The following is an 18,257-nucleotide window of genomic DNA, read 5'->3' on the forward strand; positions in this document are numbered from 1 at the left end:
CCGTTCAGTCGTGCGCGTGGTCGGATTGCCCGTTCAGTCGTGCGCGTGGTCGGATTGCCCGTTCAGTCGTGGGCGTGGTCGGATTGCCCGTTCAGTCGTGGGCGTGGTCGGACGCGCCGGCCACGACGGTGAACTCGGCTGTGCGGACCGTGTCGCCGTGCCGGAAGTCCAGGAAGAGGCGGTACGTCCCGGCGGACGGCACCTCGGCGCGGAAGCGCACCTCCGGGCCGGGACGGGTCCGCCCGTCACCGGGGGCACCCTGCGGGTGCACGTGCAGGTACGCCAGGTCACCCTGGCGCAGCGCCACCAGGTGCCCGTACGCGCCGAGGTAGGGCTGGAGATCGGTGACCGGTACGCCGTCGCGGTGCACGGTCAGGGTCAGCTCGTTGGTCCCACCGGGGCGCAGCTCGCCGGTGAGGTGGACGGTGTACCCGTCGACGGTGGCGGTGGCCGCCGGCGCGGGCAGCGCACGGGGTGCGAACGCGCCGGGGACCGCGACGTCGACCCCGAGGGTGAGTGGTTCCGCCCCGGTCGGGACGAAGTCGGCGAACGCCCGCCAACTCCCCGGCGCGCCCAGCGGGGAGACGATCCGCCAGGTCCCGTCCGGGTCCATCCTCGGGTGCACGTGCCGGAAGCCGGCGAGGTCCCGCCGGGCGACGACGAGGTGCATCCGTTTGTCGTGTGACTCGTCGAAGCCGGTGACCACGTGCCCGTCCGGCCCGGTGACACGGAAGGCGAACTCGCCGACCGGCGTGGAGACGGGGGTGAGCGCGTAGCCCCGGTCGGAGACCAGCAGACCGCCCGGCAGGTGGCTGTCGCCGCCGGTCGGTGCGTCCTCGGGTCCACCGCCGCCCGCGTCCTCGTGCCCGTCGCCGTGGCCGGACGGGGCCGCACTGCCGTCCGGACCGGCGGTGGGGTGCCCGGTGGTGGCGTGACCGCTCTCGGCGGGGGTGACGGGGCCGGTCACCTGCCCGGCCCCGTACGCCGCTCCGAGAACCGCCACGAGGCCGAGGGCGAACCCGCTCAGCTTCGTCGCGGTGTTCATGATCCGACGAGCTCGAATCCGGCCTCGTCGACCGCCGCGCGGACCGTCTCGGTCTCCAGCGGGGCGTCGCTGGTGACGGTGACCTGACCCGAGGCCAGGTCGACCTTGACGTCGGTGACACCGGCGACCGCTCCGAGCTCGCTGCTGACCGCGCTGACGCAGTGTCCGCAGGTCATTCCCTGGACCTGGTACGTCTTGGTGGCCATCGAAACTCCTCTCGACGATGGATACCCACCTGGGGTATCCCTACGACTGGACCGTAGCATACCCCTGGGGGGTAAGCTATCCTCGCTGCCATGAGCACACCCACACCGATCCGGGGATACACGGCCACCAAGGACCAGCTGCTCGCGCGGCTACGCCGGGTCGAGGGGCAGGTCCGGGGCATCGAGAAGATGGTCGACGAGGACCGGTACTGCATCGACGTGCTCACCCAGATCTCCGCCATCCAGGCCGCCCTGGACAAGGTCGCCCTCGGGCTGCTCGACGGCCACGCCCGGCACTGCATGCACGAGGGCGCCGCCGAGGGGCGCGCCGACGAGATGGCCACCGAGATGATGGCGGCGGTCGGCCGCCTGATGAAGCGCGGCTGAGCCCCGCACCCCCGACGCGACGCGGTACCGGGCCGCGCCGCGCCGCGCCGCTGCGCATCGCCGACACGGGGGTGTCCTGGTGCGGGGACACCGCCGTGTCGCCGAACCGGGGAAAGCGGTGGCGGGCGGGCCGGTGAGCAGGCTGCGAGCTGCGGCTTCGCACCCGGCAGAATGGTCCGGCCGGGGCAACCGCCCGCGTCAGGACCGCAGGGAGAAGGTATGGGCCACGACCACAGCCGTCCCGCCACCGCCGCGCCGCCGCGCGTCCGGCGTGTCCTGATCGCCACCGTGGTCCCGCTCTTCCTGGTGACCCTGGTCGCGGCGCTGGTGCTCTGGCCCCGGGACACCCCGTCGGTCGGCGGCGGCGAGGACGCGGCCCGCTACCACGGCACCGTGGCGCGGGTGGTGACCGAGCCCTGCCCGCCCGCCCCGGAGACCCCGGAGGGGACGACGGAGGGGCCGTGCGGCACCGTCACCGTGACCGTGGACACCGGGCCGGACGCCGGGCAACGGGTCGAGACGGCGCTGCCCACCGGACCGGGAGCACCGGCGGTGGAGGTCGGCGACGAGATCGTCCTGGTGGTGCTGACCGACCCGGCCGACCCGACGGTCAGCAGCTACAGCATCGCCGCCCACCAGCGGGGGCAACCGCTGATCTGGCTGGCCCTGGCGTTCGCCGTCGCCATCGTCGCCTTCGGCCGGTGGCGCGGCCTGGCCGCGCTCGGCGGGCTGGTGGCCAGCTTCGCCATCCTGCTCACCTTCGTGCTGCCCGGCATCAGCGCCGGACAGGCGCCGCTGCCGGTGGCGGTGACCGGTGCCGCGCTGATCATGTTCGTGGTGCTGTACCTGACCCACGGGGTCACCGCGCAGACCTCCGTCGCGGTCCTGGGCACCCTGGCCAGCCTGGTGCTGACCGGCATCCTCGGCAGCCTGGCGACCGCGTTCACCCACCTGACCGGGTACGGCTCCGAGGACGCCACCACGCTGTCGATGTTCCAGGCCGACGTCGACCTGCACGGACTGCTTCTCGCCGGCATCATCATCGGCTCCCTGGGCGTGCTGGACGACGTCACGGTCACCCAGGCCGCCACCGTCACCGAGCTGGCCCGCGCCAACCCCGACCTCACCCGGCTCCAGCTCTACCGGGCGGCCACCCGGGTCGGCCGGGCGCACATCGCCTCGACGGTCAACACGATCGTGCTCGCGTACGCGGGGGCGTCGCTGCCCCTGCTGCTGTTGCTGACCGCCGACACGCGTGGCATCAGCGAGATCGTGACCAGTGAGTTCCTCGCCCAGGAGATCGTCCGCAGCATCGTCGCGACGCTCGGACTGATCGCCGCCGTGCCGATCACCACCGGCCTGGCCGCCCTGGTGACCACCGCTGGCCGGAATCGTCCGCCGGCCCGCCGCCCGCCCCGGCCCGCCGGTGACCCGGACGAGGCCCTGGCCGCCCTCAGCAGCCCCCGTGCCGCCACCACCGGCGCCCCCGACGCCGCCCCGGCGACGGGCCGCCCGGGGAACACGGATTCGTCATGGTGAAACTCCACAGCGTAGCCGTCGGGCGCCTGATCTTGACAAATGTGACAGGAGTGACGGAATGCAATAAGGAAATAACGCTTTTGGTCGGGATCCGGGCGTAGAACCCCATGCCCACCGTCAGGTAACCTCGCTGCCGGTTACCGCCGAAGGCGCGCACCGGCGCCAGCGGTACCACCGCCTAATCGCCCACCGGCGAATCGGGGAACCAGGTTCATGGGGTGCATCCGCGTCAGCGGTAGGGGCCACTTCCGCCCCGAACCCGTCAGCTAACCCGGTCGGCGGTCGACGGAAGGGAACACTGTGACGGCACCCCTACGCCGCTGGCTGAAACCTGTCGTGGCCGTGCTCGCCGCCCTCGCCGTGGCCGCCGGGCCCGCGCCGGCGCTGGCGGAGCCGTCGAGCCCGTCGGGGCACGACGGCGAGCAGCCCAAGCTCCTCAACGAGGTCATCGAGGAGGCGAACCGCAGTTACACACAGGCCCAGGCGAAACTGGACGCCTCGAAGAAGCGCCAGCTCACCCTCGCCCTGGAGGTCCAGCGGGCGCAGAACGAGCTGAAGGCGCTCACCCCCCAGGTGGCCACCATCGCCGTGCGGTCCTACATGACCGGCCGGGTCGGCCCCGCCTCCATGCTGCTGGAGAGCGACACGCCCGACTCGTTCGTCAAGCGGGCCAGCGCGCTGGACGAGCTGAACATGGTCAACAACAGGAAGGTCGGCGCGGTCGCCGCCGCCCGGGACCAGGCGGAACGGGCCAAGAAGGCGCTCGACGCCGAGGTGCTGGAGCAGCAGAAGCAGGCCGACATCCTGAAGAAGCGCAAGCGCGAGGCGGAACGGTCGCTCGCCCTGGTCGGCGGCGTCGGGTTGACCGGTGGCCTGGTGGACGCCACCTCCCCGATCGCCCGGCCCGGCCCCGGGCGGGACAGCAACGGCAACTGGCGCCCGCAGGGCTGCACCGAGGACGACCCGACCACCGGTGGCTGCATCACCCCGCGCACCCTGCACATGTACAAGGAGGTCAAGCGGGCCGGCTTCGACATGTTCGTCGGGTGCTACCGACCGGGTGGGCCGTACGAGCACCCGAAGGGGCGGGCCTGCGACTGGTCGCTCCAGAAGTCGGGATTCAGTCGGTGGGACACCACCAAGGAACGGATGTACGGCAACAACCTCACCGCGTTCCTGGTCCGTAACGCCGACCGGCTCGGCATCTACTACGTGATCTGGAACAAGCAGATCTGGTTCCCGGCGACCAACTGGAGTTCGTACAGCGGACCCTCCGACCACACGGACCACGTCCACGTGTCGATGCTCTGATCCCCGCCACCGAACCGGGCCCCGCCTCCGAACCACCGGAGGCGGGGCCCGTTCGCGTGACCGGGCCGAGAAGCGGGTGGGGTGACCGGGCGGCAGCCCGCCGGGATCAGAGTCGCCGGGCCACCGTCCGGGCCACCTCGACCAGTTCCGCCCGCCCACCCCGGCGAGCGGAGACGAGGAGCACCCGCATCCGGGCACCCGACCGGAACGCCGCCGCGACCGTGCCGGTGTCGCCGTACCGGTCGTAGGCCGCCGCGTCGCCGAGGCCATCGACCGGCTCACCCGGACGGTCGTCGAGGGCCGCCCGGACGTTTGCCGACGCGCTGCCGCTGGCCGGTCCGACGGCGACCCTGACGGTGAGCACCGGCTCCCCGTCGGCGAGCAGCTCGCAGGTGTACGTCCGGACGCCCGGCACCGCGTCGACCGGCCGGCGCTCCTTCTTCCGGACCGCCGGCAGCTCCAGCAGGGCCCGGACGGTGGCCGTCTCGACCAGCCGGCAGGCCCCGGTGACCGGTGCCGGCACCCGCGTGCCGGGGGTGCTCCGGGCCGGCGACGAGGGCGCCAGCCAGCCGGTACGCACCGCCCCCTCGCCCGGCCCGCATCCGGTCAGGGGCAGCAGGATGGCCGTCGTCAGGGCCATGGCGAGGCCCTTCCGGCAGGTCGCGAGACTCATGGCCCGGTCCTCCGATCGCACACCGGCCGGGCCGCCCAGCGGGCGGGATCCGGCGGACGGCGTACGACGGCACGGGATCGGAAGGTCCGTCGTCCGCGTCCACCTCGAACGGCGTCCACAAAGGACGATCCGTTACAGCCGTGCCGGGACCGACGGTCGGGCCCTCCCAGCAGGACGGGGGCGACGGGTCAACAGGACCGATGGGTCAACAGGACCAGTGGGTCAGCAGGACCAGTGGGTCAGCAGGACCGGCGGGTCAGCACCGGGCCGAGGGCGCGACCGGGCCGGCGGCGAGGGCGACGTCCTCGGTGGCGGAGACCGAGCGGACCACCCGTACCTCGCCGGCAGCCAGTCGGTACGACATGCCGACCACCGCGCACCGCCCCTCCCGCACCGCCCGGTTCAGCGCCACCGAACGCTCCAGCAGCACCTCGACGGTGTGGTCGATGTGGATGTCGACGATCCCGTCGATGTCGTCGATCCCCTCCCGGGCGGCGTGGCGGAGGCTGGGCACCACCGCGCCGACCACCGCCCCCAGGTACCCGGGGGGCGTCGTCCCGGTGCCGTCGGCCTCCCGGGCGGCCTGGACCGCCCCGCAGGAGTCGTGGCCGAGGACGACCACCAGCGGGGTCTCCAGGACGCTCACCGCGTACTCGACACTGCCGAGCACCTCGGTGCCGACGATGTGCCCGGCGGTGCGGACGACGAAGAGGTCACCGAGGCCCCGGTCGAAGATGATCTCGGCGGCCAGTCGGGAGTCGGAACAGCCGAGCACGACGGCGAAGGGGTGCTGCCCGTCGGCGACCGCGGTCCGGTGGATGGCGTCCTGGTTGGGGTGCAGCGGGCTGCCGGTGACGAAGCGACGGTTGCCCGTCTGCAACTCGACCAGCGCCTGCGCGGGACTCGTCGGAGACTGCGGTGCACCGGAAACGGTCATGACTCCTCCACCCCTCCTGCGGGCCGGGGCCGCACACCCGAACGGCGGGGGAACACGGCTTGCCACCACCGTCACACGGAGCGCAAACTACGTCAAGGGATACGTGATATGGATTTCAGGTGTTGACAGCGGAGGGCGCGGCGGCGAATGCGAAGGGAGGGCCATAACATGACGGTCATGGCGACGACGCAGCGTGGGAGCGGGAGCCAGCGCAACTGGACCTTCCTCACGAACCACGCACACGTACTGCTCGCCATCGCCCGTAACCCCACCGCCCGGCTGCGCGACGTCGCCGACGAGGTGGGCGTCACCGAGCGGGCCGCGCAGGCGATCGTGGCCGACCTGGAGGCCGGGGGCTACCTCCAACGCACCCGGGTCGGTCGACGCAACGAGTACACGGTGAACCCCGCCGGGCGATTCCGGCACCCCGCCGAGGCGTACCAGCACGTGGGGGCCCTGCTCGCGCTCTTCACCGCGCCGAGCGACGAGCAGCCGGCCGCCGCCCCCTCCTGACCACCGTCGCGTCCTTTCTGGACGGAAGATGACGCCGCCGGACCACGGTGGATCCGGTCACACCACCGTCACCGGTGGGCGACCGGGCGGCCCGACCGTTAGGTTGGAACCGTGCAGCCGCCCGCCTTCGTCCGCCCGCTCGGGCCGACGATGCTGCGCGCCCTGCGCGTGCTGACCCGCCTGGCGCTGACCGCCCTGGTCCTGACGCTGACCTTCGGCGGGGCCACCGCCGCCCCGGCCGAGTCGGCGTTCCCGGCCTCGCCCCCGCTCCGGCCGGCCCCCACGGTCGGCGTCGGGCAGCCTGCCGTCCGGCCGGTCGTGGCGCCCGTGCCCGCCCGGTCCGTCGACGAGCACGCCGACGCCGCAGGGGCGCCGGTCCGCCGCGCCGACGACCCGGGCACCGCCCTCGCGGCGGTCACCACCCTGCTTCCGCCGCCGGCCGCCGACCCCGGACGGGGGTCTCCGGGCCGACGCGGCCCGCCCCCGGCCTGACCGACCGCCCACGACCGACCGGCCCCGGACGCTCCCGCAGCCCTCGACCGGTCGACGTCCGCCGTGGGCGGGGACTCCCGCCGGGCCGACGCGTCCGCGCCCGCCTGGACCGGGCACCCCCGTTCGAGTCCTGTCCCGTCCTCCCGTCACGAGGTGCTGGTGATGCAGACCGTCCTCTCCTCCGTCCTGCTCGACGTACCCCGGGCCGCCGTCATCTGGCTGGCCCTCCTCGGCGTCATCGTGGCCGTCGTCGCCACCCTGCTCGCCCGACCGGACCGGTTCCGCACGGGCCGCCGCATCCGGCAGGCCGTACTCCCCGCCGAGCTGGAGGTGACCCGGGAACGGCAGGACCTCGACCGGTACGCCGAGGAGGTGGCGGTCGCCGCCGAACGCGCCGCGCTGACCGCGGGACGCCAGCGGTCCGAGTGGCTCGCCGCCCAGGAGGCGGTCGAGGCGGCCTGGCAGGCGTACCAGGACGCCGAGGCGGGCCTGCGCCGCCTGGAGAGCGCCGCGGCCCTGCCCCTGCCGCACACTCCGCAGACCCCGGCCGAGTACGCCGACCGGGAGCGTTACCTGCACCGGACCGCGCTGGCCGCGTACTGGCGTCGGGAACTGTCGGAGGAACAGCTCAGCGACGTCTTCGCGCACCGCAACGGGTGGGACCCCCGGCGGCACCCGGTCGAGCAGGAACTGGTGCTGCGCCGGGCCGTCCGGGACCACCTGCTCGCCCGGCACCGGATCGCCGCCGACCGGGAGCGGACCGCGTGGCACGACGCGGAAGTGGCCGCCGCGTCCGCCCGGAGCCTGCGCGACGAGGCGTTCGCCGCCGCCGGACGCGAGCCCGAGACCTCCGACCTGCTCCCCCTGCCCGGTACGGAGCAACCGACGGTCGCCGCCAACCGGCCGGTCCGCCCGGAGTTCCACCAGGGGCGGGCCGCCGTCGCCTGACCACGGACCGGACATCGCCCCCGATCCGGGACGGTCGTGCCATGATCGCACTGACCGGAGGACAGGGGACGACATGCGCCAGCGGACCGGGGGCGGGCACCGGCTCGACCCGCACGACGAACGGGTCGCCGCGTTCTGCCGCGAACGGCACCTCGCGACCCTGACCACGCTGCGCCCGGACGGCACGCCGCACGTCGTACCGGTGGGGGTGACCTTCGACCCGGAGGCCGGCCTGGCCCGGGTGATCACCTCGGGGACGTCCCACAAGGCCCACCACGTCGCCGCTGCCGGCCCGCAGGGGGCACCGGTGGCGGTGTGCCAGGTCGACGGCCGGCGCTGGCTGACGATCGAGGGCCGGGCCGTGGTCCGTACCGACGCCCCGGCGGTGACCGAGGCGGAGCGCCGCTATGCCGAGCGGTACCGCCCGCCCCGGGTCAATCCCGCCCGGGTGGTCATCGAGATCACCGTCACCCGCCTCCTCGGGACCCTCTGACCCGCACAGCCGCCGCCGGACCCCGGCCGGGCAGGGGCGGAATGGTTGCCGGGGACGGGTCGTTGACATCTCCGTGAGCCCCTGGCAGGGGCAATTCTCCCTGGACAGTCGGACGTGGTTCGGTGCGGTGTCCGTGGCACCGGCCCCCGGCGCTGTCCGTGCCACCGACCCCCGGCGCGGACGTTCACCCCCGAAGGAGCTTCGACATGAACGGGATGCTGCGCAAGAGCATGCTGTCGGTGGCCGGGCTGGTGCTCACCGGCGGTGCGGTCTTCGGACCTGCCCTGCACGCCCAGGCCGCGCCCCCGCAGGCCGAACGGTTTCCGGGCCAGTCGCCCCGCGCCGACCAGAATGACCGGAACCGGCACGACCGGGGTGACCGCCGGGATGACCGGGACCGCCGGGACGACCGTCGCCGTGCGCGTACGGTCGGCGTCGAGTACCAGGCCCAGCCGAACTTCTACTACTGCGGCCCGGCCGCGACCCGGATCGCCCTGACCGCGGCCGGCAAGCGGGTGAGCCAGCACGATCTGGCCAGGAAGCTGGGCACCACCGTGGCCGGCACCAGCTCGGCCGAGGACATCACCCGGGTGCTCAACGAGCTGACCGGTGGCGGTTACCGGACCACCGAGATCCGGGAGTCGGCGGCCAGCCGGCAGCAGATCGAGCAGTTGCGCGCCGACGTGGTCGACGCGCTGGAGGCCGGGGACCCGGTGGTGGCGAACATCAAGGGCAGCGCGGTCGACACCGACGGCCGGACGCACTCCTTCCCGGGTGGGCACTACCTGACCGTGGTGGCCTACCGCGACGGCGGCGACGTCGTGCGGATCGCCGACCCCGCCGCCCCGGTGGGCCAGTACTGGATGACCACCGAGCGGCTCGCGCACTGGATCGCCGAGCGCGGCTACAGTTCCTGACCGCGCCCACGGATTCACCCCGCGTGACGGATTGATCGACGGAGCGACGGGTACGAAGTGCCACATCCGCAACGATCGGCACCGGTAGGGGGCAGTGACATGACCAACCCAGAAGCAACTGCGGGCCGGGACGTCATCGACGTCCTGACCAGCGACCATCGCGAGGTCGAGACGCTATTCGCCGAGTTGGAGAGCCGCCAGGGCACCCCGGAGCACCGTCGGCAGCTCGTCGACGTGGTGATCGCCGAACTGGTCCGGCACAGCATCGCGGAGGAGTCGTACGTCTACCCGGCCGCCCGGAAGGCGTTCCCGGACGGTGACCAGGTCGCCGAGCACGAGATCTCCGAACACGCCGAGGCCGAACGGACCATGAAGGAACTGGAGTCGGTGGAGCCGTCCGACCCGCGCTTCGACCAGCTCCTCGCCCATCTGACCAGCACCATCCGGCACCACGTGCAGGAGGAGGAGACCGACCTCTTCCCCCGGCTGCGGGCCGCGCTCGCGCACGAGGAACTGGTGGAACTGGCCGACAAGGTGACGGCGGCCAAGCGGATCGCACCGACCCGCCCGCACCCCGCCGCACCGGACCACCCGCCCGCGAACAAGCTGCTCGCCCCCGGCGCCGGACTGGTCGACCGGCTGCGGGACGCGCTCAGCGGCCGACCCACCAGCGTGGCGGAGCTGCGGGAGAAGCAGCACCGCTGACCGGACACCGGCCGAGGCGTACGCCGACGCTGCGCACGGCACCTCCACGGGCGGCACGGCCCACGGAGGTGCCGTGGCACGTCAGCGCGGTCGGGCCGGGTTCACACCTCCGGGGCGATCCGGCGGTCGCTGGCCGCGTCGGAGACCCAGATGGCCTCCATCGGACAGGACTCGGCCGCGTCGATCACCGGGTCGGCCGGCTCGATCAGTTCCCTCCGGGGGCAGGACAGGCCGTCGACGAGGACGAAGTGGTCCGGCGCCGCACCCGTGCAGATGCCGGATCCGATGCACCGGGTGGGGTCGACGCCCACCCGCCACGACGAGGTCACCGCGTTCTCCTCTCGCTCACCAGTTCACCGGCAGGCTGGTCAGGCCACGTACCAGCAGGCCGGTCTTCCAGGTCAGTTCCGGTTCGGGCACGGCGAGCCGCAGACCGGGCGTCCGTTCGACCAGGGTCTCCAGGACGACCTGGAGTTCCATCCGGGCCAGTTGCGCGCCGACGCAGTGGTGCACCCCGTGCCCGAAGGCGACGTGCGGATTGACCGGGCGGGCCAGGTCGAGCTGATCCGGCTCGGTGAAGACCCGTTCGTCCCGGTTCGCCGAGTGGATCGACACGACCACCGGCTCGCCGGCCCGGACCAGCACCCCGCCGACCTCGACGTCCTCGGTGGCGTAGCGGGGGAAGGCGGCGGTGGCCCCGAGAGGGACGAACCGCAACAGCTCCTCGACGGCGCTCGGCACCAGGCCGGGCTCGGCGCACAGTCGCGCCCACTGCTCCGGGTTGGTCAGCAGCACGTAGAGCAGGTTCGGGATCTGGTTCACCGTGGTTTCGTGCCCGGCCGCCAACAGCCCGGCGGCGAGGCTGACCAGTTCGTCCTCGCCGAGCCGCTCGCCGTCGGAGTCGCGGACGCGCACCATCGCGCCGATCAGGTCGTCGGTGGGGGTCGTGCGACGCCGCTCGACCAGCCCGGCCATGTACCCGAACAGGTTGTCGACGTACTCGCGGGCCTGCTCCGGGCTCAGCGCGGTGGTCGAGACGATCGCCTCGGACCAGGTGTGGAACCGGTCCTGGTCGGTGACCGGCACGCCGAGCAGGTCGCAGATGACCCGGATCGGCAGCGGTGTCGCCAGGTGGGTGACCAGGTCGGCGGGGGCGCCGGCGGCGACCATACCGTCGACCAGTTCCCCGGCGACCCGGCGGGTGCCCGCCCGGAGTCGCTCGACGCGGCGGGCGGTGAACGCCTTCGCCACCACCCGCCGCAGTCGCGTGTGCTCCGGCGGATCCATCCCGAGGATGCCGGACTTCCGCTGTTCCGGCACGTTGCGCGGTTCGTCCCGCCCGACCGAGGCGGCCCGGCTGAACCGGGGGTCGCCGAGCACCAGGCGGACGTCGGCGTACCGGGTGGCCAGCCAGGCCGGCTCGCCGTACGGCAACCGCACGCGCACGAGGGGCTCGTCGCGGCGCAGTTCGGCGTACCGGGGATCGAGGTTGAGCCGGTCGGGTGGGCTGAACGGGTACGGGTGCGCGACCGTGTCGGTCACCGGATGACGTCCTCTCGTCGGCGTCCGCGCGAGACGCGGCTGCACGTCCGCGACACACGACTCGACGTCGAGTCATGCCCTGACTGCGGATAGTAGCGAGAGTGGTCGATCCTGACCAGAGCCCCCGGGGTACGGCCCGTCGGCGGTGTCGCCGAGCAGACCGACCGGGGGCCGGAGCGTCAGCGCACCTGGTCACCCTCACCGGTACGCGACTGGGCCTGGTCCACGCCCCGGTCGATCTGCTCGTCGTACTTGCCGCCGGTGCGCTGGTCGGCCAGGTCGCCGCCCTTCTCCAGCCCCTGGTCGACCTGCTTGTCGTGCTTGTCGGCGACGTCCTTGGCCTTGTCCATGAAGTCACTCACGGTGTCTCCCCTCCTTGGATCCGTCCCATCCGCCTTCCCTCCCCCCGGCGGGACAAACGGCTCACGGCGAGCCCTCGGCCACGTCCGGTGCTCCACCGGGTGTCACGGGCGGGATGGGCGGGTACCTCGGGGCCGGGATCGAGGAGGGCCGACGTGATCGACGACGAGGCGCGCGACCCGGGCCGGCGAGTGCCGGGCGGAGTGCGGGGTACCTGGGACCGGCTGCCCTGGCTGCTGCGGTCGATGGTCATGTGGAGCGCCTGCCTGGTGGTGGTGGTCGCCGCCCTCTACCTGCTCGGCCGGATCGCGATGCTGCTCGCCCCGCTGGCGATCGCGCTGGCCGTGACCCTCTTCCTCGCCGCGCTGCTCGACCCGGTGACCCGGCTGCTGCGCCGGCTCCGGCTGCCCGGGTCGCTCGCCGCGCTGTTCACCGTGCTGCTGCTGCTCGGCCTGCTGTTCGGCGCGGCCGCGCTGGTCTGGAACCTGACCGCCGGCCAGTTCGAGGACCTGTCCGGCGAACTCGACCAGGGCATCCAGCGGACCCGCGACTTCGTCACCTCGACGCTACCGGTCAGCGAGGCCCAACTCGACCGGCTGACCGAGCAGGCCCGCAGTGGCCTGGACCGCGGCTCACCGGATCCGGTGTCCAGCGCCCGTACCGCCGTCGAGGTGGTCGGCTCGGCGCTGCTCTCCCTCGTCCTGCTCTTCTTCCTGCTCAAGGACGGCCGGGCGATGTGGCACTGGGTGGTGCGGCGGGTCTCCGAGCGGAACCGGGCGACGGCCGCCGCCGCCGGGCGGGCCGGGTGGCGCACCCTCGGGGCGTACAGCCGGGGGACCGTGATGATCGCCCTGATCGACGCGGCCGGCATCGGGCTGGCTCTGGTGCTGCTCAGCGTGCCGATGGCCTTCCCGCTGGCGTTGGTCACCTTCATCGGCGCGTTCGTCCCGATCATCGGAGCCACCGTGGCCGGCGCGGTCGCCGTCCTGGTGGCACTCGCGGCGGAGGGCCCCGGCACGGCGCTGCTGGTGCTCGCGGCGGTGATCGCCGTCCAGCAGGCCGAGGGCAATCTGTTGGAGCCCCTGATCATGAAGCGTCAGGTACGGCTGCACCCGGCGGTGATCCTGGTGGCGGTGACCGCCGGGACGCTGGTCGCCGGCATCGCCGGGGCCTTCGTGTCGGTGCCGATCACCGCCGTCGGCTACCGCGTGGTCGACACCGTCCAGCGACACCGCCAGCGGGCCGTCCGCCACCAGGCGCTCCACCTGCCGCAGGACGCCGAGCCGGGCCCGGCCTGACCCGCCGGCCACCGGGCCGAGAGCTGGCCGCGCGGGCGACGTTCAGCGCAGGTGGGTGGCGAACCAGGCGGCGGCGTGCCCGGCGACCGCCTCCAGGGTGCCCGGCTCCTCGAAGAGGTGGGTCGCACCGGGGACCACCCGCAGCTCGCCCACCCCGTCGAGCGTGGCGAGGGCGGACTCGTTCAGCGCCAGCACCTGCTCGTCCCGGCCGCCCACCAGGAGCAGGGTGGGTGCGCGGACCCGGGACAGGGCGGCACCGGCCAGGTCGGGACGACCACCCCGGGAGACCACCGCCCGCACCCGGTCCGGCCGGTCCGCCGCCGCGACCAGCGCCCCGGCCGCCCCCGTGCTGGCCCCGAACAGGCCGATCGGCAGCCGCCCCAGCGCGGGCTCGACGGCCAGCCAGTCGACGATGCCCACCAGTCGGCCGGCGAGCAGGTCGATGTCGAAGCGGAGTTCGGCGGTCACCTCGTCCACCTGCTCCTCCTGCGGGGTCAGCAGGTCCACCAGGACGGTGGCGAGTGCCCGCTCGTGGAGCGTGTGCGCCACCGCCACGTTGCGCGGGCTGTGCCGGGACGAACCGCTGCCGTGCGCGAACAGGACCACTCCGACCGGTTCGGCGGGTACGAGCAGGTCCGCGGTGAGCGCGACCGCCGACGGTGCACCGGCGTTCGCGACGGGTACCGCCGTCTCGGTGGCGCGTACGTCCATGGCCCGACCTCCGCAACCGCCGGCCGCTGTGCCGGCTCCGGGTGCGTTACCCGGCTCGGCCGCCGGCACTCCCACCGTCGGGATTCCGCGCCGGGGGACGGTCCGGCGAGGAGGGCGGCCGGCCCGACGGTGCCGGGTTTGCCGGTGCCGGGCCCGGGTAGCCGCCGGTGACCGGCGGGCGACGCCCGCCACCAGACGGCCGGCACACGGCCGCCACCAGACGGGGAGGACCGGCATGGGGCAGCGGCAGGAGTCCCGCAGGCAGCACACCGACGAGCAGCGGCGGCGTACCGACGAGGAGCGCGGCCGGGACTGGGCGGACGAGGCGGCGCAGGCGCGGACCGCCGACGACCCCCGGGCGGTGGCACCGCACGACGCGGCCGGCAGGCCGACCACCGGCGGGCACCTCTGACCCGGAGGCCCGGGTCCGGACGACGTACGGCGGGTCGCCCGTCCCGGTGACGACGGGCGACCCGGGGCCGGGCTACTCGCGGATCTTGTCGGCCTGACGCAGCGGCGCCCGACCGGGCGGCTGCACCGGGGGTGGTCCGGGCGCCCGTAGTGGCGGCACCGGCATGGTGACCGGCTGGTCGCAGGTGACCCGGACCGGCTCACCGTAATGCCGCAGCTCCAGCACCGCGTCCGGTCCACCGTGCCGCAGCGAGTACGTGGTCTGGTGGGCCCGGACGTCCACCCGCAACCGGAGCTGCCGCCACTGGAGCGAGAACTCCAGCCGGCTGAGCCGGCTGGAGAGCCGGGGGCGGAACGTGAGTTCCTCGTCGTGGTCACGGAGCCCGCCGAACCCGGCGACCAGCGCGATCCACGCCCCGGCCAGGGAGGCCATGTGCACGCCGTCGCGGGTGTTCTCGTTGAGGTCGTGCAGGTCCATCAGCGCGGCCTCGCGCAGGTAGCTGTGCGCCAGTTCGGGATGGCCCACCTCGGCGGAGAGCACCGCCTGGGTGCAGGCCGACAGGGACGAGTCCCGGACGGTCCGTCGCTCGTAGTAGAGGAAGTTGCGCAGCTTCTCCTCCGCGCTGAACGCGTCCCCGCGCCAGTGCATCGCCAGCACCAGGTCCGCCTGCTTGACCACCTGCTTGCGGTACAGGTCGAAGTACGGGTAGTGCAGCAGCAGCGGGTACCGGTCCGACGGCGTGCGCTCGAAGTCCCACTCCTCCTGACGGGTGAATCCCTCGACCTGCTCGTGCACCTCCACCTCGTCGTCGTACGGGATGTGCATGGAGTGCGCGGCGTCCCGCCAGGCCGCGGCCTCCTCCTCGGTCACCCCGAGCTGGATCGCCTGGTCGCGGTAGCGCATCGTCACGTCGGCGGCGGTGAGCAGGTTCCGCTGGGCCATCAGGTTGGTGTAGACGTTGTCGTCCTTGACCGCGGTGTACTCGTCCGGGCCGGTCACACCGTCGATGTGGAACTGCCCGTGCCGGTCGTGGTGCCCGAGCGACCGCCAGAGCCGGGCCGTCTCGATCAGCAGTTCGAGGCCGATCGACTGTTCCACCTCGGTGTCTCCGGTGGCCAGGACGTAACGGCGCAGCGCGTCGGCGACACCGGCGGCGATGTGGAAGGCCGCCGTCCCCGCCGGCCAGTACGCCGACGACTCCGGGCCCTCGATGGTCCGCCAGGGGAAGGCCGCCCCCTCCAGGTACAACGTCCGGGCCCGTTCCCGGGCCTGGGGGAGGGTGGAGTGCCGCCAGTGCAGGGCGTCCCGGACGGCGGTCGGCTGGGTGTAGGTGAGCACCGGCAGCACGAACATCTCGGTGTCCCAGAACGCGTGCCCGTCGTACCCGGGACCGGTCAGCCCCTTCGCGGCGATGGGCCGCCGTTCGGCGCGGGCACCGGACTGCAACACGTGGAACAGGCCGAACCGCACCGCCTGCTGGATCTCGGGGTCGCCCTCGACCCGCACGTCGGCGGCGTCCCAGAACTCGTCCAGGTACTCCCGCTGCTCCCGGCGCAGGCCGTCCCAGCCGTCCAGCTTGGCCGCCGCGAGCGCCGCCGCGACCTGGTCACGCAGCGCCGGCAACGACCGCTGGCTCGACCAGCTGTACGTGAGCAGCTTGACCACGCGCAGCGTCTCCCCCGGCTCCAGGACGCAGCCGATGGTGGTGCGGACCCAGTCGTCGTACCCCTCGGTGCTGACCGTCACGTCGGCCGGGGCCTGCACCTCGTGGTCCATCGCGGCGGCCACCCGCAGGGCGCTCACCTTGGTCCGGTGGATCAGCAGGCCGCCATGGCTCTGGGTGAGCTGCTCCTCGGCGAGCAGCGGCGACTCCAGCACCGCCGCCACCCGGGGATCCTTGCTCTGCGCGGGCAGGGCCTCGTTGGCCACCAGCTCGGACTGGGCGATCAGCCGCAACGGCCCGTTGACCGCCTCGACCTCGTAGTTGATCGCGGCGACCGAGCGCTGGCGGAACGAGACCAGCCGGGTGCTGCGCACCTTGACCTCCCGCCCGGCCGGGGAGCGCCAGTGCACGTACCGGTGCAGGGTGCCGGCGCGCAGGTCGAGGATCCGCTCGTGGTCCAGGAGTTCGCCGTACCGGACGTCGAACGGCTCGTCGTCGACGAGCAGCCGGATCAGTTTGCCGTTGGTGACGTTGACGATGGTCTGCCCGGACTCCGGGAAGCCGAACCCGGCCTCGGCGTACGGCAGCGGGCGCAGCTCGTAGAAGGAGTTCAGGTAGGTGCCGGGCAGGCCGTGCGGTTCGCCCTCGTCGAGGTTGCCGCGCAGCCCGATGTGCCCGTTGGAGAGGGCGAAGAGCGACTCGGACTGGGACAGCACGTCGAGGTCGAGGAGGACCTCCCGCACGTGCCAGGGCTCGACCGGATACGCCCGCTCCCGGATCACCCGCCGAACTCCGCGTCGAGCAGGTCACCGAGGTCGGGCACCACGATGTCGGCGCCCTGGGCACGCAGGGCGTCGGCCTGCCCGACCCGGTCGACGCCGACCACGTAGCCGAAACCGCCCGCCCGGGCGGCGGCCACCCCGGCCAGCGCGTCCTCGAAGACCGCCGCCTGGGCCGGTACGACGCCGAGTTGCCGCGCCCCGGCCAGGAAGGTGTCCGGGTGCGGCTTGCCCCGCAGTCCCTCGGCGCGGGCGACCAGCCCGTCCACCCGGACCTCCAGCAGGTGTTCCAGCCCGGCGGCGGCGACCACCTCGCGGCAGTTGGCGCTGGCCGAGACGACCGCCCGGCGCAGCCCGGCCGCTGTCACCGCCTCCAGGTACGCCACCGAGCCGGGGTAGACGTCGACGCCGTCGGAGCGCAGCCGCGCCAGCAGGACGACGTTCTTGCGGTTGCCGAGGCCGTGCACGGTCTCCGCCCCGGGCGGGTCGTCCGGGTCCCCCTCGGGCAGGGCGATCCCCCGGGAGGAGAGGAAGGTGCGCACCCCGTCGGCCCGGGCCCGGCCGTCGACGTAACGGTTGTAGTCGTCCCCCGGGTCGAAGGGGCGGTACGGCTCACCGGTGGCGGTGGCCCGCGCGCGCAGGAACGTGTCGAAGGTTTCGGTCCACGCGGCGTTGTGCACCCGGGCGGTCTGGGTCAGCACGCCGTCCAGATCGAAGAGACAGGCGGTCACATGATCGGGTAGGCCCAGCACCCCATGAATCTAACCAGTGGAAAGTGCTGGCAAACCCCATTCCGCGCGTACCGTACGCCAACGGTCAGTGGGGACGCAGGGTCCAGATGACGGTCATCGTGCCGGTGGTGGTGCCGTCGGCGGTGGCGATCTCGATCGGCACCGGGAACTCCGGCCGGCGGCCGGCCTCCAACTCGGCGACCACCTCGGCGGCCGGGCGGCCCAGGCGGGCGGTCGCGGTCACCGGCCCCATGGCGAGCCGACGGTAACCGATCTCGGCCCGGACGGCCAGCGGCGTCGCCCGGTCGAGCAGGTGACCGAAGGCGGCGAGCACCACCGCGCCGGAGGCGCTCTCGCCCAGGGTGAACATCGCCCCGGCGTGCGGGCCACCGACGTGGTTGTGGGTCGCCGGGGTGTCGGGCAGTCGCAGCACGGCCCGGAGACCACCGTCGGCCTCGGACGCGACCTCGACGACCTCCAGGCCGAGGGTACGGACGAACGGCACCGCCGCCAGCAGACCGGCAGCCACCTGACGCGAGTCAATCGACATGACCAGAGGCTACTGAGCGGTAACTTGTCCGGCAAGGGCCCGCCG

Annotated in this window: 22 protein-coding genes and 1 riboswitch; of the genes, 11 read left to right on the forward strand and 11 right to left on the reverse strand. The window is 73.3% G+C overall.

Going from position 1 to position 18,257, the window contains the following annotated elements:
- Window positions 1-91: 91 nt before the first annotated feature.
- On the reverse strand, window positions 92-1,045 hold the full coding sequence (locus AB0F58_RS03055) for a hypothetical protein (RefSeq protein ID WP_357137100.1): 954 nt from the start codon (window positions 1,043-1,045) through the stop codon (window positions 92-94).
- Window positions 1,042-1,251: a cation transporter gene (locus tag AB0F58_RS03060; RefSeq protein ID WP_357137102.1), complete on the reverse strand. Its 210-nt coding sequence runs from the start codon at window positions 1,249-1,251 to the stop codon at window positions 1,042-1,044. Before AB0F58_RS03060 ends, AB0F58_RS03055 begins: the two co-directional genes overlap by 4 nt.
- Before the next feature lie 90 nt (window positions 1,252-1,341).
- On the opposite strand from AB0F58_RS03060, the gene AB0F58_RS03065 reads away from it, so the two are divergent.
- From AB0F58_RS03065 to AB0F58_RS03075, 3 genes are all read left to right on the forward strand, one after another.
- On the forward strand, window positions 1,342-1,638 hold the full coding sequence (locus tag AB0F58_RS03065) for a metal-sensitive transcriptional regulator (RefSeq protein ID WP_088980949.1): 297 nt from the start codon (window positions 1,342-1,344) through the stop codon (window positions 1,636-1,638).
- Between the two features lie 219 nt (window positions 1,639-1,857).
- A complete protein-coding gene (locus AB0F58_RS03070) occupies window positions 1,858-3,177 on the forward strand; it encodes a YibE/F family protein (RefSeq protein WP_357137106.1) in 1,320 nt (439 codons plus the stop codon).
- A 165-nt stretch (window positions 3,178-3,342) separates the two neighbouring features.
- Window positions 3,343-3,474: riboswitch (cyclic di-AMP (ydaO/yuaA leader) on the forward strand.
- 3 nt (window positions 3,475-3,477) lie between these two features.
- Window positions 3,478-4,488, forward strand: coding sequence for a hypothetical protein (locus AB0F58_RS03075; RefSeq protein WP_357137108.1), 1,011 nt, complete (start codon window positions 3,478-3,480; stop codon window positions 4,486-4,488).
- 106 nt (window positions 4,489-4,594) lie between these two features.
- On the opposite strand, the gene AB0F58_RS03080 is transcribed toward AB0F58_RS03075, so the two are convergent.
- Together AB0F58_RS03080 and AB0F58_RS03085 are read right to left on the reverse strand one after the other, a co-directional pair.
- Window positions 4,595-5,161 (reverse strand): hypothetical protein, encoded by a 567-nt coding sequence (locus tag AB0F58_RS03080; protein WP_357137111.1) that lies wholly within the window; start codon window positions 5,159-5,161, stop codon window positions 4,595-4,597.
- Between the two features lie 256 nt (window positions 5,162-5,417).
- The gene (locus AB0F58_RS03085) at window positions 5,418-6,098 is read right to left on the reverse strand and encodes a carbonic anhydrase (RefSeq protein WP_357137112.1); all 681 of its coding nucleotides are present in this window, start codon (window positions 6,096-6,098) and stop codon (window positions 5,418-5,420) included.
- A 168-nt stretch (window positions 6,099-6,266) separates the two neighbouring features.
- Here AB0F58_RS03085 and AB0F58_RS03090 point away from each other — a divergent pair, with 168 nt between their 5' ends.
- The 6 genes from AB0F58_RS03090 to AB0F58_RS03115 all read left to right on the forward strand — a co-directional run bounded on the left by AB0F58_RS03090 (window position 6,267) and on the right by AB0F58_RS03115 (window position 10,166).
- Window positions 6,267-6,611: a helix-turn-helix domain-containing protein gene (locus tag AB0F58_RS03090; RefSeq protein WP_357137114.1), complete on the forward strand. Its 345-nt coding sequence runs from the start codon at window positions 6,267-6,269 to the stop codon at window positions 6,609-6,611.
- 111 nt (window positions 6,612-6,722) lie between these two features.
- Window positions 6,723-7,103, forward strand: a complete 381-nt coding sequence (locus AB0F58_RS03095; RefSeq protein ID WP_357137116.1) for a hypothetical protein — start codon at window positions 6,723-6,725, stop codon at window positions 7,101-7,103.
- A gap of 162 nt (window positions 7,104-7,265) precedes the next feature.
- On the forward strand, window positions 7,266-8,051 hold the full coding sequence (locus AB0F58_RS03100; RefSeq protein WP_357138643.1) for a hypothetical protein: 786 nt from the start codon (window positions 7,266-7,268) through the stop codon (window positions 8,049-8,051).
- Between the two features lie 73 nt (window positions 8,052-8,124).
- Entirely contained in the window at window positions 8,125-8,544 is a 420-nt protein-coding gene (locus AB0F58_RS03105) for a TIGR03618 family F420-dependent PPOX class oxidoreductase (protein ID WP_357137118.1), read from the forward strand.
- Between the two features lie 206 nt (window positions 8,545-8,750).
- Complete coding sequence (locus tag AB0F58_RS03110; RefSeq protein WP_357137121.1) at window positions 8,751-9,461, forward strand: C39 family peptidase; 711 nt, start codon at window positions 8,751-8,753, stop codon at window positions 9,459-9,461.
- 99 nt (window positions 9,462-9,560) lie between these two features.
- Window positions 9,561-10,166 (forward strand): hemerythrin domain-containing protein, encoded by a 606-nt coding sequence (locus AB0F58_RS03115; RefSeq protein ID WP_357137124.1) that lies wholly within the window; start codon window positions 9,561-9,563, stop codon window positions 10,164-10,166.
- Window positions 10,167-10,267: 101 nt separating this feature from the next.
- Here AB0F58_RS03115 and AB0F58_RS03120 read toward each other — a convergent pair whose 3' ends face one another.
- The 3 genes from AB0F58_RS03120 to AB0F58_RS03130 form a co-directional block, all read right to left on the reverse strand.
- Window positions 10,268-10,495, reverse strand: a complete 228-nt coding sequence (locus AB0F58_RS03120; protein WP_357137126.1) for a ferredoxin — start codon at window positions 10,493-10,495, stop codon at window positions 10,268-10,270.
- 16 nt (window positions 10,496-10,511) lie between these two features.
- Entirely contained in the window at window positions 10,512-11,708 is a 1,197-nt protein-coding gene (locus AB0F58_RS03125) for a cytochrome P450 (RefSeq protein ID WP_357137129.1), read from the reverse strand.
- 179 nt (window positions 11,709-11,887) lie between these two features.
- Complete coding sequence (locus AB0F58_RS03130) at window positions 11,888-12,070, reverse strand: antitoxin (RefSeq protein ID WP_357137132.1); 183 nt, start codon at window positions 12,068-12,070, stop codon at window positions 11,888-11,890.
- Window positions 12,071-12,223: 153 nt separating this feature from the next.
- On the opposite strand from AB0F58_RS03130, the gene AB0F58_RS03135 reads away from it, so the two are divergent.
- Window positions 12,224-13,366 (forward strand): AI-2E family transporter, encoded by a 1,143-nt coding sequence (locus tag AB0F58_RS03135; protein ID WP_357137133.1) that lies wholly within the window; start codon window positions 12,224-12,226, stop codon window positions 13,364-13,366.
- Window positions 13,367-13,408: 42 nt separating this feature from the next.
- Here AB0F58_RS03135 and AB0F58_RS03140 read toward each other — a convergent pair whose 3' ends face one another.
- Window positions 13,409-14,077, reverse strand: coding sequence for a hydrolase (locus AB0F58_RS03140; RefSeq protein ID WP_357137135.1), 669 nt, complete (start codon window positions 14,075-14,077; stop codon window positions 13,409-13,411).
- 235 nt (window positions 14,078-14,312) lie between these two features.
- On the opposite strand from AB0F58_RS03140, the gene AB0F58_RS03145 reads away from it, so the two are divergent.
- On the forward strand, window positions 14,313-14,489 hold the full coding sequence (locus AB0F58_RS03145; RefSeq protein ID WP_357137138.1) for a hypothetical protein: 177 nt from the start codon (window positions 14,313-14,315) through the stop codon (window positions 14,487-14,489).
- Window positions 14,490-14,561: 72 nt separating this feature from the next.
- Here the strand turns inward: AB0F58_RS03145 and AB0F58_RS03150 are convergent, their stop codons facing one another.
- From AB0F58_RS03150 to AB0F58_RS03160, 3 genes are all read right to left on the reverse strand, one after another.
- Window positions 14,562-16,934: a glycosyl hydrolase family 65 protein gene (locus AB0F58_RS03150; protein ID WP_357137140.1), complete on the reverse strand. Its 2,373-nt coding sequence runs from the start codon at window positions 16,932-16,934 to the stop codon at window positions 14,562-14,564.
- A complete protein-coding gene (locus AB0F58_RS03155) occupies window positions 16,931-17,683 on the reverse strand; it encodes a beta-phosphoglucomutase family hydrolase (protein WP_357137142.1) in 753 nt (250 codons plus the stop codon). The genes AB0F58_RS03150 and AB0F58_RS03155 overlap by 4 nt, the downstream gene beginning before the upstream one ends.
- A gap of 64 nt (window positions 17,684-17,747) precedes the next feature.
- Entirely contained in the window at window positions 17,748-18,212 is a 465-nt protein-coding gene (locus AB0F58_RS03160; RefSeq protein ID WP_357137144.1) for a DUF4442 domain-containing protein, read from the reverse strand.
- Window positions 18,213-18,257: the final 45 nt, after the last annotated feature.

Origin of the sequence: Micromonospora sp. NPDC023956 (assembly GCF_040639195.1) — a bacterium.
In the GTDB taxonomy this organism is placed as follows: Bacteria; Actinomycetota; Actinomycetes; order Mycobacteriales; family Micromonosporaceae; genus Micromonospora.

Coding starts and splice junctions, on each gene's coding strand:
- AB0F58_RS03115 (WP_357137124.1), top strand. CDS start 9,561: ATGACCAACCCAGAAGCAACTGCGGGCCGGGACGTCATCGACGTCCTG.
- AB0F58_RS03110 (WP_357137121.1), top strand. CDS start 8,751: ATGAACGGGATGCTGCGCAAGAGCATGCTGTCGGTGGCCGGGCTGGTG.
- AB0F58_RS03090 (WP_357137114.1), top strand. CDS start 6,267: ATGACGGTCATGGCGACGACGCAGCGTGGGAGCGGGAGCCAGCGCAAC.
- AB0F58_RS03060 (WP_357137102.1), bottom strand. CDS start 1,251: ATGGCCACCAAGACGTACCAGGTCCAGGGAATGACCTGCGGACACTGC.
- AB0F58_RS03085 (WP_357137112.1), bottom strand. CDS start 6,098: ATGACCGTTTCCGGTGCACCGCAGTCTCCGACGAGTCCCGCGCAGGCG.
- AB0F58_RS03065 (WP_088980949.1), top strand. CDS start 1,342: ATGAGCACACCCACACCGATCCGGGGATACACGGCCACCAAGGACCAG.
- AB0F58_RS03080 (WP_357137111.1), bottom strand. CDS start 5,161: ATGAGTCTCGCGACCTGCCGGAAGGGCCTCGCCATGGCCCTGACGACG.
- AB0F58_RS03070 (WP_357137106.1), top strand. CDS start 1,858: ATGGGCCACGACCACAGCCGTCCCGCCACCGCCGCGCCGCCGCGCGTC.
- AB0F58_RS03140 (WP_357137135.1), bottom strand. CDS start 14,077: ATGGACGTACGCGCCACCGAGACGGCGGTACCCGTCGCGAACGCCGGT.
- AB0F58_RS03145 (WP_357137138.1), top strand. CDS start 14,313: ATGGGGCAGCGGCAGGAGTCCCGCAGGCAGCACACCGACGAGCAGCGG.
- AB0F58_RS03160 (WP_357137144.1), bottom strand. CDS start 18,212: ATGTCGATTGACTCGCGTCAGGTGGCTGCCGGTCTGCTGGCGGCGGTG.
- AB0F58_RS03100 (WP_357138643.1), top strand. CDS start 7,266: ATGCAGACCGTCCTCTCCTCCGTCCTGCTCGACGTACCCCGGGCCGCC.
- AB0F58_RS03055 (WP_357137100.1), bottom strand. CDS start 1,045: ATGAACACCGCGACGAAGCTGAGCGGGTTCGCCCTCGGCCTCGTGGCG.
- AB0F58_RS03105 (WP_357137118.1), top strand. CDS start 8,125: ATGCGCCAGCGGACCGGGGGCGGGCACCGGCTCGACCCGCACGACGAA.